The following is a 15,031-nucleotide window of genomic DNA, read 5'->3' on the forward strand; positions in this document are numbered from 1 at the left end:
CTCAGGCCTGCTTCATTTTGTCGGTATAAGGAGGCCAGCCGAGGGGCTTTCCTGCCAGCAGGTGAAGGTGAATGTGGAACACGGTCTGGCCGGAGTTTTCACCACAGTTCATCACGGTGCGATAGCCGTCTTCGGCAAAGCCCATTTCTTTAGCGAGCTTGGCGGCTACCCAGTAAAGGTGGCCAACCAGTTCACGATCCCCTTCTACCATGTCATTGATGGTGGCGATTGCTCTTTTCGGAATGACCAGCAGATGCACCGGTGCCTGGGGATTGATATCGCGAAAGGCCAAGCTGATGTCGTCTTCATAGACGATATCCGCCGGTATTTCGCGGTTTATGATTTTAGTGAAAATGGTCTCGGACATATTGGCTCCCTTTTATTGTCACATGGTTGTTCAGATATTTAAGGCTGGTTCAGGCCTGGCAGGCTGGACGCAAGTTGCCTGATGACCGCCGGTAGTTCGTCGTCGATGCCCATGGCATAGCGGGCCACCCGGTTACGGGCAAAGGGCAGGGCGCGGACGGTTCCCAGGCCGAGGTTCCGGAGTAGATGGAACGGCGGAAACCGGTTGCTGAACAGGTGATAGAACGCGTCCATGGCAAACATCATGCGTCGGTTTGCCGGGCGCCGTTGCTGCTCGTAGCTGGCCAGTCGCGAGGGCTTGGCCAGATCTTCACCCGCTCGTCGGGCTTCCTTCAGAACGCTTTGCAGGCATTGGGCATCCTGAAAGCCGAGATTAACACCCTGGCCTGCCAAGGGGTTAATGGTGTGGGCGGCGTCCCCGGTGAGCACAATGCGACCGGCAAAGTATTGCTTGGCATGCTGGCGGGCGATAGGAAAGCTGGCGCGATCCTCGATATGGGTAAGATGCGGCAGCTCTGCCGGAAAGCCAAGCTGTATTTCCGCCATCAGTGCGTCATTGCTCAGGCTTTTAAGGCGGGCGATCTCCTCCGGTGAGTCGTACCACACCAATGAAGCGCGGCTCTCGCCCGGGTAATCAGCGCCTGCACTGTATAGCGGCAGGAAAGCTCTCGGGCCAGAAGGATAAAAGCCCTGCCAGGTGATGTCTTCTATCGGGCCCTGATAGCGCACTGAAATTACCATGGCCTGCTGACCGTACTGATTCCTCGTAACGCCTATTCCTGCCATGTCTCGTACCCGGGACTGTGCACCGTCGGCGCCAATAACCAGTGCGGTGGTCAGTTGCTGGCCATCCTCCAGAGTAACCGTAGCCAGTTCAGCTGTTTGGGCAATGCTGGATATGCCATTGCCGGCCAATATGGTGACCGAGGGTTCGGCTTCAGCGGCATGCCAGAGGCCTTGCTGGGTCACCGAGTTTTCAACGATATGGCCAAGGTGCGAGGTATTCAGTCCGGCGGCGTTGAACTCCACCTTGTTTGATGCGCGGGGTAGCAGGTCGCTCAGAGGGTGCCGTGTTTCATCCCAAACCGCGAGCCGGCGATAGGGCGTTACGCGCATGCCGAGGATGTGATCCCAGGCACCCAGGCTTCGCAGGTAGCGCTCACTGCCTGCACTCAGGGCAGACACGCGTATGTCGGGAGCTGCCTCCGGGTCGAACGTCGGGGCCGGGGCGCGATCAACCATCGCTACACTGAAGCCTTCCCGCCCGAGACCGGTGGCGAGGGCGGCGCCGACCATGCCGGCGCCAACAATCACAATATCAAAAGCTTGGGTCATATCGGATTCCTGTCTGATGCCCACAGTTTACGCGATGGCAAAGATCAGACAAGCGACCGGGATCAAGCCGGTTGTAAAAGCACCATCAGACAGCCATGCCGGACACCCGCTGCTTTGATTCCTCACCATGCGGATGGCGTGCTTTCACTAGCCAGGCAGGCTTCCGGGCTCCAGGCTTGATGAAGCCCTGGTTGAGCACCATTGGTTGAACCAGGTTCAGGAAATCCCGGGTTTTCATGTGCAGGGTTTCGGTATGGCTTCCAGCAGCAAAGGCAAGTTCGGGCTGCGCTGTCAGCGGTTCTGCGCAGTAGACAGTCATACCGAACAGGTTGCCGAAGGGCGGCATGGCGCCGACTTCGCAGTCTGGGAAGCGATCCTGAAACGCCTGCTCGTCGGCAAGATCGACGAAATCCGTGTCGAGGATGCGGGAAAGGCTGTCCCAGCGAACACGCCAGGTTGCCGGCATGACCAGCATTGCCATTTTTCCATCCAGTTCGATAATCACGGTTTTAACGACCTTGTCACCCGCAATTTTCACGTGATGAGCAAGCTCCTGAGCGGTGAACGCGGGAGGGTGAGTGAGGCACATGTATTCAACATCTGCCTCCGCAAGAAACTCTTTAAGCTGCTGTATCGGCACAGTGACAGCCTCCTACCAGCAATGACAGCAATCCGGAGCGGTTGATTGAGTGCTTGTCCTGCTCCGGCGACGGCTTGGCGGGGCCGTTCAGTCCCGCCATTATTGGTCAGCTTAGCTGAGGTTGTGCAGTTTGCGAGTAACTGGTTGTATCTGTGCAATACGGATTGCTACTTCACTCGGTTTTGTACATGTGTACGTCGCGCTGGGGAAAGGGAATGGAGATACCTTCCGCATCAAACGCTTTTTTCACGCGCTCTTGCATATCCCAGTTGAATGGCCACAGGTCCCCGGCCTTGGTCCAGGCACGCACGGTCAGGTTTACCGAGCTATCGCCCAGACTACCAACAACCACGAGAGGGGCCGGATCTTTCATGGCGCGCTCGTCTTCAGAGATCAGTCGCAGCACGATGGCTTTGGCTTTGTCGATATCATCGCTGTAGCCGATGCCAAAGGACATATCGCAGCGGCGCGTATCATAGACGCTCATGTTGGTCAGGCTGGAGTTGGACAGCTGACCGTTAGGGATCACCACGCGGCGGTTATCGAAGGTGTCGACAATCGTGTAGAGAATGCTGATTTCACGCACCGAACCGAGGAATCCCTGTGCTTCGATAACATCACCCACCTTGAACGGCTTGAAAAGCAGAATCAGTACGCCGCCCGCAAAGTTCCCCAGGCTGCCCTGTAATGCCAAGCCTACAGCAAGACCTGCAGCACCAATAATGGCAATAAAGGACGTGGTGGCAATACCGACCATGGAAGCGACAGAGATGAGCAGAAGAATCTTGAGAATGGCACTGAAAAGTCCACATAAAAATGTGTTCAGGGTGGGGTCTTTTTTGCCAAGCTTTGAGTCCAGCACTCTCACAAAGCGATTGATCAGCCACATACCGATAATCAGCGTGATGATGGCCAGCAACACTTTCGGGGCATAGGTCATGACCAGCGCAATGGCCTGGTCCACGTATTCAGAGGCGCGCCCGTCAGCGCCAAGCAGATCTTCCATAAGAGATTCCTTGTTGATTCCTGTTTATTATAGTTTACGCCATCAGTATAACGTGGCCGGATGTGTTCAAGGTTGTATATAGCAGACAAAATGATCGGGGTAAATCAGAGCCGCTATTTGAACGCTTATTCGCTACGCAGTGGCATTGTCACTGGCCCACCCGACAACGGCATCCGGGCCTCCACGGACAAGTATCCGCCCCTGTTTCCGGCCGAGCTGATAGTCGTACATAGGGTCGTAATAGTCTTGAAGCAGAGGCTGAATCCAGGCGTCGTGACCGTGAACATCTCCGCTGCTTTCCTGTTGCGCCAGCGCCTGTTCCATGAAACTGCGCAGCTTGCCGTGGCGTTCACCGCCCAGGCGCTTGCTTATGCGGTCGAGGGCGCCAAGAAGGTAGTCGCGGAAGTTCAGCCAGCCGGCTTCTTCACCATCACGACTCATATAATCAGCGGACATGTTTTCCACATAGTCTTCCCGGATGATGCGAGTGCGGTCCTCTAACGTTTGCTCAAGAATAAGCAGTGGCGCATGAGCTATCCTTTCTTGCAGGGCATCCGGCATGGCGCAGCGACCAACCAGACGGCTTTCATCTTCCAGATAAACCGGCCCATCATTCAAGTGGTGGGCCTTCAACATGGCAACAGCCAAGCGGTTTTCGAAATCTATCTGTGAAGGTTGAGGTGTTACCTGGCGTCCGAAGCTCGAGCCCCGGTGATTGGCCAGACCTTCCAGATCCACCGGGTTCGGAAGATGCTGCAGTACACGGGTTTTGCCGGTTCCTGTGCGCCCGCTGATTATGCGGAAATCACCGGACTCAATGAGGTTGTCGAGACTGTCGATAAGAAACCGGCGCAGAGCTTTGTAGCCGTCTTTGACGAGAGGGTAATCAATGCCCGCCTCCTGGATCCACTGCTGGGTGAGCCTGGATCGTAAACCACCACGGAAGCAAAACAGATAGCCCTCCGGATGGCGCGCTATAAACCGCTTCCAGGCTTCAATGCGCTGGGCTTTGATATCGCCGGAAACCAGTTGGTGGCCGAGCCGGATTGCCTCATCCTGACCTTTTTCCTTGTAACAGATGCCTACCCGGTGCCGTTCATCGTCGTTCATCAGAGGCGCGTTCTCAGCGCCCGGGAAGCTGCCTCTGGCGAATTCCACGGGTGCCCGTACATCCATCAACGGGGTGTCGTTCAGGAACAGGGAAAGGTAGTTGTCGGTATCGGGTCTGCTTGCCATTTGAGGGCTCAATCGCTTGCCAAAGTGTGGCGGCAGTATAACGGATGTGAGCTTTTCCTGCTTTCTGGTCGCGGTGTTCTGAAGGGGCTGCCCAGAGGCCCGACACAAAAAAAGGGCAACCCTGAGGCTGCCCTTTACCGGAACAGGTCGGCGCATCCTTGCGCTGAGTGCAACAGCCGTGTTGCAAATCCTTGTGCCACTCCTTGGTGCCGGCATCCGAGCCGGCGATCCGAATAGTTATCCCTTAGGCGAAGTATCCCTGCCTCCGTGCCTCTCCCCGCATTCCGTCCCGGGGTGCGTCCAGTGCGTCGTCCTTTTCCATGTCATCCTTCACAACATCACTATACCAAGCGGGTGCATGGAAACGTGTGAGCTCTGCACGCTTGCGGAACGTGTCTGGATGTTGTGTTTTCTATAAGTTATACATAACAATGGGTTAGGTGTCTTCCGAGCACCACAAACCACTGCCGCGTACGCAAAGTCACTGCAAGGTCTTACAGGGATGTGCGAGATGTCTCACAAGGATTCGGGCGAATCTCTCAAGTCTCTTCGGCCGGTTCTGCGTAAGCCTGGCCAGGGTAGAAGCCCAATCAGTATTCCGGCGCCATCGGCAGCGATGTCCGCCAGAGAGAAGTCCCGGTAAGGCAGATTCGCCTGAACGGCCTCAATGCACAGCCCGAAACCCAGCAGTAAAGGTGCAAACCAGACGGCGCGGAGACCGGGCCATGACAGGCGGGTCAAAATCGTGAGTTCGATAAAGGCGACCATGTGATTCACCTTGTCGCTGGGTGCCGACGGAATTGGATAGCTGCTGCTTGTGGTTGCCAGAAAGCCAATGGCAATCACCGATAGCAGCAGAGCAAGACGCCACAGTGGTCGGAAGTGCAGTAGAGTTGTCAGTTGGTGTTTCAGTGTTGCCATTGGTGAAATCCGTCAGAGTTCTCTGGCTGTGTGAAGGTTTTCAACATGATATGCTGTGCACCCCGTCACTGTCATCGACACGGAGGGCTATTCAGCGATGCTCAGGGGTAACTTTTTTCGTGGACTGGGCTACCTGGGTGAGGGTTTTCGTCTGATACGTCAGCCCGGCCTGCGACTATTTGTCGTGATTCCGCTTGTAATCAACATTCTTCTCTTCGGTTTGCTGTTCTATTTTCTGGGCGAGCTCTTTGGTGTTCTGATTGCCACCGCTATGGGCTGGCTGCCCGACTGGGCCTGGCTGCAGGCATTGGACTGGCTGTTCTGGATCCTTTATGGAGCTGTGATCCTGCTGATGTTGGCGTACGGCTTTGTAATCATCGCCAACCTGATTGGGTCCCCGTTTTATGGTTATCTGGCGGAGCTCACTGAAAAGCACCTGACCGGGCAGGAAGTCAGCCCAGACGAAGGCTGGGCGGGCATTATAAAGGACATTCCCAGGGCGCTCTGGCGCGAAGTGCAGAAAATCATCTATTACCTGCCCCGGGCTATCGGCCTGTTTATTATCGGCTTGATCCCGGTGGTCAATCTGGTTGCGGCTGTGCTGTGGTTTATGTTCAACAGCTGGATGATGGCGTTGCAGTATGTAGATTACCCCGCAGATAACCACAAAGTGAGCTTTCGTGCGTTGCGCGAGCTGCTTGCCGACACCCGGCTCTCTGCACTGGGGTTCGGGCTGCCAGTGGCTCTGGCAGCCATGGTGCCGATTCTGAACCTGGTTGTTGTTCCCGCAGCCGTTTGCGGTGCGACCGCCTATTGGGTGCGTGAAAACGGCGCAACACGAAATTAATGAGACTGGAGGTTTTTTGGACGCATCGGAATTTGTTATTGGTCAGCGCTGGGTAAGCCATAGTGATACAGCCTTGGGGCTGGGCATAGTGACAGATATTTCCGGCCGTCGGGTTACCCTCGGGTTTCCTGCGGCGGATGAAGAGCGCACCTACGCTATTGATAATGCCCCACTTTCTCGCATAATTTATCAGATTGGCGAGGAAATCGAGACCTTCGGCGGCACCAGGTACCTGGTGCGCGCGGTAGAGGATGTTGGTGGCGTGCTGATGTATCACGCCGAGGCCTTTTCAGATGACAGAGAGTCAGATAATGACGAGCTGCTTGACGACAAGATTGAGCAGATATCTGAGGTAAAACTCGCCAGCTCCGTCAATTTTTCAGCGCCTCATCAGCGCCTGTTTGCCGGCCAGTTTGATCGAAACGGCGCCTTCCGTCTGCGCTTTGCAACCCTGCAGCACCTGGACCGGTTGCGGGCTTCTCCTGCCCGGGGCCTGATTGGTGCCCGCACACAGCACTTGCAGCACCAGGTTTATATTGCTCACGAAGTAGCAAAGCGCCATGCACCACGAGTGCTCCTTGCGGACGAGGTGGGCCTGGGTAAAACCATTGAAGCCGGCCTTATTCTGCATTACCAGTTGCAGACTGGCCGGGCCCGGCGAGCCTTGATCGTGGTGCCCGATTCGCTGACTCATCAGTGGCTTGTGGAGATGCTGCGGCGCTTCAATCTGCGTTTTTCCATTGTTGACCAGAGTCGCTATGACGCCCTGGAAGAAAGCGAAGATGATGTCGATGCCCTGGTGAATCACATCTTCGGGGGGGAGTCTTCCGTTAATCCCTTTGAAAGCGACCAGCTGGTGTTGTGCAGCCTCGATTTCCTGGTCAACAGTCAGAAGGCAAGTAAGGACGCACTGAAAGCCGGCTGGGATCTGATGATTGTGGATGAGGCTCATCATCTGGCCTGGAGCCCTGAAAGCGTCAGCCCTGAATACCAGGTAGTGGAGGAGCTCTCGGCAGCCAGTGAAGGTCTGTTATTGCTGACAGCAACGCCGGAGCAGGTGGGTGTGGCCAGCCACTTTGCCCGGCTTCGCCTGCTCGACCCGGCGCGGTTTCACGACTTGCAGGCGTTTCAGGAAGAAGAGCAGCAGTATGAAACGATCAATAGCGTAGTGCGGCGCTTGCAGGATGAAGGCTTGGACATCCATGAAGACGACCGCAAGGCGCTGGAGGCCTGGCTGGGCGATGAACTGGCGGAGTTGCTGAAGGGCGATTCGCCGCGCCAGGCCATCATCGACGCAATGCTCGACCGCCATGGCACAGGGCGGGTGCTGTTCCGTAATACCCGGGCAGCGATACAGGGCTTTCCCGAGCGCCGGGCCAATGCCGTTCCGCTGGAGTGCCCTGCCATGTATCAGGGCCAGGAGTTTGGCTATCCTGGGTTAGCCCCGGAGCAATCCGTGCCTGAAGAGCAGTGGCTGGCAGACGACCCGAGGGTTGTCTGGCTGGAGAAAAAACTGGCGGGCTTACGCCCCGCCAAAGTCGTGGTTATCTGCGCCATGGCCGAAACTGCCATGGCGCTGGAGCACTACCTTCAGCTCCGTGCCGGCATTCGCAGTGCCGCGTTCCATGAACACCTGAGCCTCGTGGAGCGGGACCGCGCCGCTGCCTATTTTGCCGACGATGAACAGGGTGCTCAGGCGCTGATCTGTTCAGAAATAGGCAGTGAAGGGCGTAACTTCCAGTTTGCCCACCATCTGGTGCTGTTTGATCTGCCTGCCAACCCGGATCTGCTTGAACAGCGCATCGGGCGTCTTGACCGTATTGGCCAGACTGAAACCATTGATATCCATATTCCCTATCTCTGCAATACCTCGCAGGAGGTTCAGTACCGCTGGTTCCAGGAAGGCCTGAATGCGTTTTCCGAAAGCTGCGCTGTCGGCGTGGCGGTGCAGGAAAAGGTTGGCGAACAGTGGAAAAACGCTGTCGATGGCGAGTCTTCCGTGCTGGATAGCCTGGTTGAAGCCTCCGCCATCGAGACGGCGCGGCTGAAAACGCTTCTGCAGAATGGCCGCGATGCGCTGATCGAGCTCAACTCCTGTCGCCGCGATATAGCCGATTCGCTGATTGCTGGTATTGAAGAGGAAGAAGGTCCAGTTCAGGTACGCGATTATATGATGGAAGCCTTCGACATTCTCGGGGTGGATGTCGAAGACCATTCTGAACGTGCAGATATTCTGCGCCCAGGCGAGCAGTATCAGGCTGGCCACGTCGCCGAACTGCCGGAAGACGGCGTAACCGTCACCTGGGATCGCCAGCATGCGCTGGAGCGCGAAGATATTGCGTTTATGAGTTGGGAGCATCCCATGGTAACGGGTGTGATGGACTCGGTTACCAGCTCCGGGTTGGGCAAGGCCGCTCTGGCCAGCTTGTCAGTCAAGGCACTGCCGCCGGGCACTTTGTTGATGGAAGCGCTGTTCACAGTGCACTGCCCGGCGCCTGAAGCTTTGCACCTGACTCGTTATCTGCCGGTCTCGCCCCTGCGGCTGCTGGTGGATGTGAACGGCAAAGAGCTTTCCGCCGCCCTTCCTCATGATCGTCTCAACGACCTTTGTTCAAATATCCGTCGGCGTACCGCGCAGGCGGTTGTGCCGCAGATCCGTCCGCAGGTGGAAACCATGGTCGATCATGTGGAGCGCCTGTCTGCACCGCATCTGGAGCCTATGAAACAAAAGGCACTGGAGCAGTTGGTGGCGAACTTTGAGCCAGAGATTCGCAGGCTGGAAGCCCTGAAAAGAGTGAACCCGGCCATTCGCGAAGAGGAAATCGATTATTTCCGCAATCAGCTGGATGCCGCCCGCGAGGCTATCGGGCATGCCAGCCTGGCGCTGGAAGGTATACGGGTTATCGTCACCGCCTGAGCACGTGTGTTTTGAGAAGCTGTTAACCCTTGGATGCTGCTGTGCACGCTGGTCAGTACTCATCTGATGAGATACCGTAAACGTAACAATTTGTAGTCTTAAACCATGGATGACAGAGAGAACCTATGATGACTTTTATTCTGTTTCTGGTGGCGCTGGTAGCCTTGTTGGTTGTCATGCGGCGTGAATCCGGTGCCCGGCCGGCTATTGGTGTAATGGTTGTGGTTGGTGTGCTGTCGATGCTTTTTGCATCAGGATGGCTGGCTCTGGTTCTTTTTGTCGGAGCCGCTGTTACTGCTGCCGCCGGCTTGCCAGCTCTGCGTCAGAGCTGGCTCACGCCACGTGTTTTTGCCATGTTCAAAAAGGTTGCCCCGAAGGTCTCCGACACCGAAAAGGTGGCTCTTGAGGCAGGCACGGTAGGCTGGGACGGTGAGTTGTTTACCGGTCGTCCAGATTGGCACAACCTGTTGATCAACCGCCATACGGGCCTGAGTGAAGAAGAGCAGGCCTTCGTAGATAATCAGTGCGTTCACGCTATATCCATGTGTGATGCCTGGGATATTGCCGTTGAGCGCGCTGATCTTCCGAAAGAGCTTTGGGATTTTCTCAAGAACGAGAAGTTCTTCGGAATGATTATCCCCAAAGAATACGGCGGGCTGGGCTTCTCCGCCAAGGCCCAGACAGCAGTGCTGCAGAAGATTGCTGCCAATGAAATGCTCATGGTGTCTGTTGGCGTGCCTAACTCTCTCGGCCCTGGTGAGTTGCTGGTCAAGTACGGTACTGATGAGCAGAAGAACCATTATTTGCCGCGTCTGGCCGATGGCCGGGAAATTCCCTGTTTTGGTCTCACTGGTCCCCGCGCGGGCTCGGATGCAACCTCTTTGCCGGATGCCGGCATCGTGTGCAAGCGTGAGATAGATGGTAAGGAAGTTGTTGGTATCAAGCTGGATTTTGAAAAGCGCTGGATTACTCTTGCGCCCATTGCAACCGTTGTTGGCCTGGCGTTCCGGATGTTTGATCCGGATGGGCTGCTAGGCGATACAAAAGACTATGGCATTACCTGTGCGCTGATACCCCGCGATACCAAGGGTATGGAAATCGGCCGCCGTCACTGCCCCATCGGCAGTCCCTTCCTGAACGGCCCGATCATTGGCAAGGACGTATTTATACCGCTGGATTACATTATCGGTGGACTGGAAATGGCCGGGCAGGGCTGGCGTATGCTGGTTGAGTGCCTCTCTGTAGGCCGTTGTATCACGCTGCCCTCCGGCGCTGCGGGTGCGGCTGCCTACTCAGTGGGCACAGCCGGCGGTTTCACCCGCATCCGCCGTCAGTTCAATACGCCGGTGGCGGACATGGAGGGCGTGCAGGAGCCACTGGCGCGCATTGCAGCCAAAACGTACATTGCACAGGCGGCGGTCAACCACACCGCCAACATGATTGACAAAGGCGAAAAGCCGGCCGTTCCGTCGGCGATTCTCAAGTATCACCTGACCGAAATGCAGCGTGAGATACTCACCGATGCCATGGATGTTCACGGTGGTAAAACGGTGACCCTTGGGCCGCGTAACTATCTGGGTATTGGCTTTAGCGGTTCCGCCGTATCGATTACGGTGGAAGGTGCAAACATCATGACCCGCAGCCTGATGATATTCGGTCAGGGAGCTATCCGCTGCCATCCATACGTGCTCAAAGAACTGGCTGCCAAAGATAACGATGATATCCATGCGTTCGATGATGCCTTCTTCGGCCACGCCGGCCTGATTTTCGGCAACTCGGCCCGAGCCTTTACTCAGGCGCTCGGCCTTGGCCGTGCGGATGTTCCGTTCGACAGCGCCAGCCGAAAGTATGCTCAGGCTGTTGCGCGCTTCAGTGCTGCCTTTGGCTTGTGTTCGGATGCCGCCATGACCACGCTTGGTAGTGAACTGAAAATGCGTGAGCTCATTTCCGCGCGTCTCGGCGACATGCTGTCCAACCTGTACCTGGCGTCTATGGTGCTCAAGAACTGGCATGAAACACAGCCGGTGGAAGGTGAAAAAGAAGTGATGCAATACAGTCTTGGTTTGTTGCTGCATCGTACCGAAGAAGCCCTGGATGCGTTTCTCCAGAACCTTCCGAATCGAGCGGTAGCACTGGTTCTGCGTGCGGTCACTCTGCCTTTGGGCCGGAGCTGGGGCAATCCCCATGATGATCAGGCGCGCAAGCTTGCCCGGTTCATTTCCACCGACACGCCCATTCGTCACAAGCTGCTTGCCAGTACCTGGACGACAGAAGGTGAAGGTTCAGTGAAAAACCCGGTGGCCTCATACAACGGCTTGTTGAAGGACTACGACAAGGCTGAGCAGCTCTATCGTAAAGCCACCAAGGCCTACGCCAAAGGTGAACTGCCCATGACTGCGTTGCATCCGGAAGAGCGGTTTGAGGCGGCGCTGGAAGCGGGCATCTACACCAAAGAAGAAGCGGACTTCATGCGCGAGTACGAAGTGGTGGTGCTGGAAATGCTCACCGTGGATGATTTTCCGTTTGATGAGTTTGCCCGTAACAAGGAAACCGTGATTGACCACAATCCCGCGTAACAGGACGGCAGGCCGCCATGTGGTTATCGTTTTTTGCCGTTAGTGTCGGCGCTGTTATCGGCGCCAATCTGCGTTGGCTGCTGGGGCTGTGGCTGAACAGCAGCTATCACGCGATTCCATTTGGCACCGTGGCAGCCAACCTCAGTGGTGGTTGGCTGGTTGGTTTACTGATCGGCTACTTTAGCCATGGCAGTGCACTGGCGCCAGAGTGGCGCCTGTTTGCCATCACTGGTCTGTGTGGTGCGCTGACGACCTTTTCCACGTTTTCCCTGGAAATGTTTGCAGCGATTCAGGACGGTAAATGGGCAATGGCCATCACCGGCATTCTCGTACATGTTGTGGGTTCCATTCTGATGACCGCGCTGGGTATTTACACCTTCGGTCTGGTGAAGGGCTGATGGGTATTATTACCTACAAATTTTATTTCAAATCTACTTGGCAAGTCGGTGATTCAGGAGTAAAGTATTTGATGAAGGAAAGATTCAGTAAAGCATTTCATGAATAAGACGTACTCCGCAGTTAGTAGTGACCGTCCTGTTTTTGATTCCGCGAGTTCTGTATTTCCGTAAAACGCTGACCGGCCACATTCAGTGAATGGCAGCAGATAATATGATTGATTTCAGGAAGTTTAAGTATGTCTACTACTACCGGTACTGTTAAGTTCTTCAACGAAGCTAAAGGCTTTGGCTTTATCACTCGTGAAGGCGGCCCGGACGTTTTTGTTCACTACAGCGCTATTCAGGGCAGCGGTTTCAAGACTCTGGCAGAAGGCCAGCAAGTCGAGTTTACCGTTACTCAGGGCCAGAAAGGCCCTCAGGCGGAAAACGTTACTCCTCTCTAATCCCGCACGGATAGAGTAGTAATCGCCAAAAAGGCAGCTTCGGCTGCCTTTTTTCGTTGTGAAAGTCCGGTATTTTTCCTGCGCCAGGGCTTTGATGTGGTACATTTCAGTCGGACACAGAGTATTACTGGGTTATACAACCGGAGAGTTTATGAAGCTGATTGGATCAACTACCTCGCCATACGTTCGGCGCATCCGCATCCTGCTCGATGAAGAGCGTTACGACTTCGTTAACCTTGATATTTACGGCGCAGACCGTGATGAAATCAGGCGTAACAATCCGGCCCTTAAAATACCCGTACTGGAAAGCGATGGACAGGAGATCTATGACTCACGCATTATTTCCCGTTATATCAGCGCCAAGCAGGGCAGGGATCCTCTCACCTGGGATCAGCAGAACCAGCTAACCCTGATTGATGGCGCCAACGACTCAGCTGTCATCCTGCTGTTGGCCAGACGCTCCGGGCTGGATGTAGATGCTCCGGGCGTGTTGTTTTTTGATCTGCAGCGTGAGCGCATTATGACCACCATGCGCACCCTCGCCGCTCAGGTGGAAGACGGTCAGTTTGAACATTGGAATTACCCTGCAATGTGCCTCTATTGCCTGGTGGACTGGCTGGATTTCCGTGACCTTGTGGATTTCACCGGTATTGAAAGCCTGCTTGCGTTTCGTGACAGCCGAAAAACCAAACCCTGGGTTGCCGAATCAGACCCGCGGCAGTCGTAAACGACACACCGCAGGGTGCCCGGCTTGACGGGCACCCTATCACCTCTCATTTCCCCGTCATTCTCCCCGCTAGTATTTTGCCATTCTGAAGGCAATGCTCGATTGCCTGTTTGCGTGTCGTAATTTGACATCGTGTTGTCGCAATTCGGCAATGTGTTCTTAACTCAAGCAGACTAGGTTCTATGGTAGCGCCCTCAAGGCGCGCGCAGTTGCGTTTCGGGCACTGGGTGTCCGGTACCGCAGACGCCAAAAAGGCTCACGATTTTACGGTGAAAGTGGATGTGCGGCGTCTTTCGGCAGGCCAGACGTATTACTACCGGTTCCTTACTTCCGACAGTCAGTCTTCAGTCGGCACGACGCTGACGTTGCCCGAGGGTAGCGTGGATTTGGTTCGGCTGGCAGTGGTTTCCTGCGCGAACTACCCGGCTGGCTACTTCAACGTCTATCGCGAAATCAGCAAGCGCGATGATCTGGATGCCGTGGTGCATCTGGGTGACTATATTTATGAATACAGCAGTTCAGCGGACAGCTACGCCGCTGCAGATGCGGCTTCACTGAATCACACATTCCCGGCGGACAACGACCTGGAACTGATCAGGCTGAAGGATTACCGACGTCGTTACGGTATTTATCGGGGCGATGCTGATCTTCAGACGTTGCACAGCAAAGTGCCGTTTATCGTGGTTTGGGATGACCATGAGGTCGCCAACGACGCCTGGGAAAACGGTGCCGGTAACCACAACGCCAGCGAAGGTGATTATGGCATCCGTAAACTTGAGGCCTTGCAGGCATACTTTGAATGGATGCCGATCCGCCCGGTCATTGAAGACAATGACGAGGCGATTTTCCGCACCTTCCGATTCGGAGACCTGGTCGACCTGCATATGCTGGACACCCGCCACATGGGCCGTGATGAACAGCTGGACTATCTGGACTACTTCACGACGGGAGGCCAGCTTGACCAGGCCCGGTTCATAGCGGATGTGGGGAGCACGAACCGCACCTTGCTCGGAGCCGAGCAGCTGCTCTGGCTGCAGGCCCAAATGGGGTACTCTTCCGCCACTTGGCAGGTGCTTGGGGAGCTGGCGCAGCTTAAAGGTCGGCAGCAAGCAAACGATCCCTCACTGACACCCGAAGAGTTGGCGCGGATAAATACCGTCGCCCCATACAACCTGGATGCCTGGGATGGTTATCAGTATGAGCGTGAGGTGGTATTGGGTACCGCAAAGCAGTTGAATAAAAACCTTGTGGTACTGGCTGGAGATACCCATAACGCTTGGGCCAACAACCTGAAAGACTTAAACGGTGATCAGATTGGCGTGGAGTTCGCGACAGCGTCGGTATCGTCGCCGGGCCTTGAGGAGTATCTGGAGTTACCCGAGAGTCTGATTGGTGGCGCAGAGCAAGGCATCGGTGTACTGGTAGATGATCTGGATTACCTGAACATCAATCAGCGCGGTTATATGGTCGTGACCTTTACTGCTCAGGAAGCCAAGGCGGACTGGTACTTTGTCGACACAATCAAATCCCGTGATTACGCCATAGATACAGCTCGCAGCACGAGCCGAATCGTTCGGCCCGGGGCGGGCAACCGGCGAGTGGAGTCGGTTGTCACCTGA

The 15,031-nt window shown here is 55.5% G+C and carries 13 protein-coding genes; 7 read left to right on the plus strand and 6 right to left on the minus strand.

What is annotated here, in order from left to right; all coding sequences use genetic code 11:
* Position 1 precedes the first annotated feature (1 nt).
* The 6 genes from BUA49_RS04290 to BUA49_RS04315 form a co-directional block, all read right to left on the minus strand.
* Positions 2-367 carry a histidine triad nucleotide-binding protein gene (locus tag BUA49_RS04290; protein ID WP_072795807.1) on the minus strand — a complete coding sequence of 122 codons (366 nt, stop codon included), beginning with the start codon at positions 365-367 and terminating at the stop codon, positions 2-4.
* Positions 368-405: 38 nt separating this feature from the next.
* Positions 406-1,701 carry an FAD-dependent monooxygenase gene (locus tag BUA49_RS04295; RefSeq protein WP_072795809.1) on the minus strand — a complete coding sequence of 432 codons (1,296 nt, stop codon included), beginning with the start codon at positions 1,699-1,701 and terminating at the stop codon, positions 406-408.
* An 85-nt stretch (positions 1,702-1,786) separates the two neighbouring features.
* Positions 1,787-2,341 carry an aminoacyl-tRNA deacylase gene (locus BUA49_RS04300; RefSeq protein WP_072795811.1) on the minus strand — a complete coding sequence of 185 codons (555 nt, stop codon included), beginning with the start codon at positions 2,339-2,341 and terminating at the stop codon, positions 1,787-1,789.
* A 172-nt stretch (positions 2,342-2,513) separates the two neighbouring features.
* Positions 2,514-3,347 carry a mechanosensitive ion channel family protein gene (locus tag BUA49_RS04305; protein WP_072795813.1) on the minus strand — a complete coding sequence of 278 codons (834 nt, stop codon included), beginning with the start codon at positions 3,345-3,347 and terminating at the stop codon, positions 2,514-2,516.
* A gap of 132 nt (positions 3,348-3,479) precedes the next feature.
* On the minus strand, positions 3,480-4,583 hold the full coding sequence (mnmH, locus tag BUA49_RS04310) for a tRNA 2-selenouridine(34) synthase MnmH (protein ID WP_072797650.1): 1,104 nt from the start codon (positions 4,581-4,583) through the stop codon (positions 3,480-3,482).
* A gap of 516 nt (positions 4,584-5,099) precedes the next feature.
* A complete protein-coding gene (locus tag BUA49_RS04315; protein ID WP_072795815.1) occupies positions 5,100-5,504 on the minus strand; it encodes a VanZ family protein in 405 nt (134 codons plus the stop codon).
* Positions 5,505-5,601: 97 nt separating this feature from the next.
* On the opposite strand from BUA49_RS04315, the gene cysZ reads away from it, so the two are divergent.
* The 7 genes from cysZ to BUA49_RS04350 all read left to right on the plus strand — a co-directional run bounded on the left by cysZ (position 5,602) and on the right by BUA49_RS04350 (position 15,031).
* Positions 5,602-6,351: a sulfate transporter CysZ gene (gene cysZ / locus BUA49_RS04320; RefSeq protein WP_072795817.1), complete on the plus strand. Its 750-nt coding sequence runs from the start codon at positions 5,602-5,604 to the stop codon at positions 6,349-6,351.
* Positions 6,352-6,367: 16 nt separating this feature from the next.
* Positions 6,368-9,268 (plus strand): RNA polymerase-associated protein RapA, encoded by a 2,901-nt coding sequence (rapA, locus tag BUA49_RS04325; RefSeq protein WP_072795819.1) that lies wholly within the window; start codon positions 6,368-6,370, stop codon positions 9,266-9,268.
* A gap of 125 nt (positions 9,269-9,393) precedes the next feature.
* The gene (locus tag BUA49_RS04330) at positions 9,394-11,844 is read left to right on the plus strand and encodes an acyl-CoA dehydrogenase (protein WP_072795821.1); all 2,451 of its coding nucleotides are present in this window, start codon (positions 9,394-9,396) and stop codon (positions 11,842-11,844) included.
* A 17-nt stretch (positions 11,845-11,861) separates the two neighbouring features.
* Positions 11,862-12,242: a fluoride efflux transporter CrcB gene (gene crcB, locus BUA49_RS04335; RefSeq protein WP_072795823.1), complete on the plus strand. Its 381-nt coding sequence runs from the start codon at positions 11,862-11,864 to the stop codon at positions 12,240-12,242.
* Positions 12,243-12,478: 236 nt separating this feature from the next.
* Positions 12,479-12,685, plus strand: coding sequence for a cold-shock protein (locus BUA49_RS04340; RefSeq protein ID WP_071265711.1), 207 nt, complete (start codon positions 12,479-12,481; stop codon positions 12,683-12,685).
* Positions 12,686-12,836: 151 nt separating this feature from the next.
* Positions 12,837-13,412: a glutathione S-transferase family protein gene (locus BUA49_RS04345; protein WP_072795825.1), complete on the plus strand. Its 576-nt coding sequence runs from the start codon at positions 12,837-12,839 to the stop codon at positions 13,410-13,412.
* Between the two features lie 182 nt (positions 13,413-13,594).
* Positions 13,595-15,031, plus strand: coding sequence for an alkaline phosphatase D family protein (locus BUA49_RS04350; protein ID WP_084063487.1), 1,437 nt, complete (start codon positions 13,595-13,597; stop codon positions 15,029-15,031).

The organism is Marinobacter antarcticus (assembly GCF_900142385.1).
Lineage (GTDB): Bacteria > Pseudomonadota > Gammaproteobacteria > Pseudomonadales > Oleiphilaceae > Marinobacter > Marinobacter antarcticus.

What these genes read in the sequence shown, in the direction of transcription:
- BUA49_RS04290 (WP_072795807.1), bottom strand. Translation starts at nt 367, where the DNA reads ATGTCCGAGACCATTTTCACTAAAATCATAAACCGCGAAATACCGGCG.
- BUA49_RS04295 (WP_072795809.1), bottom strand. Translation starts at nt 1,701, where the DNA reads ATGACCCAAGCTTTTGATATTGTGATTGTTGGCGCCGGCATGGTCGGC.
- BUA49_RS04305 (WP_072795813.1), bottom strand. Translation starts at nt 3,347, where the DNA reads ATGGAAGATCTGCTTGGCGCTGACGGGCGCGCCTCTGAATACGTGGAC.
- mnmH (WP_072797650.1), bottom strand. Translation starts at nt 4,583, where the DNA reads ATGGCAAGCAGACCCGATACCGACAACTACCTTTCCCTGTTCCTGAAC.
- BUA49_RS04315 (WP_072795815.1), bottom strand. Translation starts at nt 5,504, where the DNA reads ATGGCAACACTGAAACACCAACTGACAACTCTACTGCACTTCCGACCA.
- cysZ (WP_072795817.1), top strand. Translation starts at nt 5,602, where the DNA reads ATGCTCAGGGGTAACTTTTTTCGTGGACTGGGCTACCTGGGTGAGGGT.
- BUA49_RS04330 (WP_072795821.1), top strand. Translation starts at nt 9,394, where the DNA reads ATGATGACTTTTATTCTGTTTCTGGTGGCGCTGGTAGCCTTGTTGGTT.
- crcB (WP_072795823.1), top strand. Translation starts at nt 11,862, where the DNA reads ATGTGGTTATCGTTTTTTGCCGTTAGTGTCGGCGCTGTTATCGGCGCC.
- BUA49_RS04340 (WP_071265711.1), top strand. Translation starts at nt 12,479, where the DNA reads ATGTCTACTACTACCGGTACTGTTAAGTTCTTCAACGAAGCTAAAGGC.
- BUA49_RS04345 (WP_072795825.1), top strand. Translation starts at nt 12,837, where the DNA reads ATGAAGCTGATTGGATCAACTACCTCGCCATACGTTCGGCGCATCCGC.
- BUA49_RS04350 (WP_084063487.1), top strand. Translation starts at nt 13,595, where the DNA reads ATGGTAGCGCCCTCAAGGCGCGCGCAGTTGCGTTTCGGGCACTGGGTG.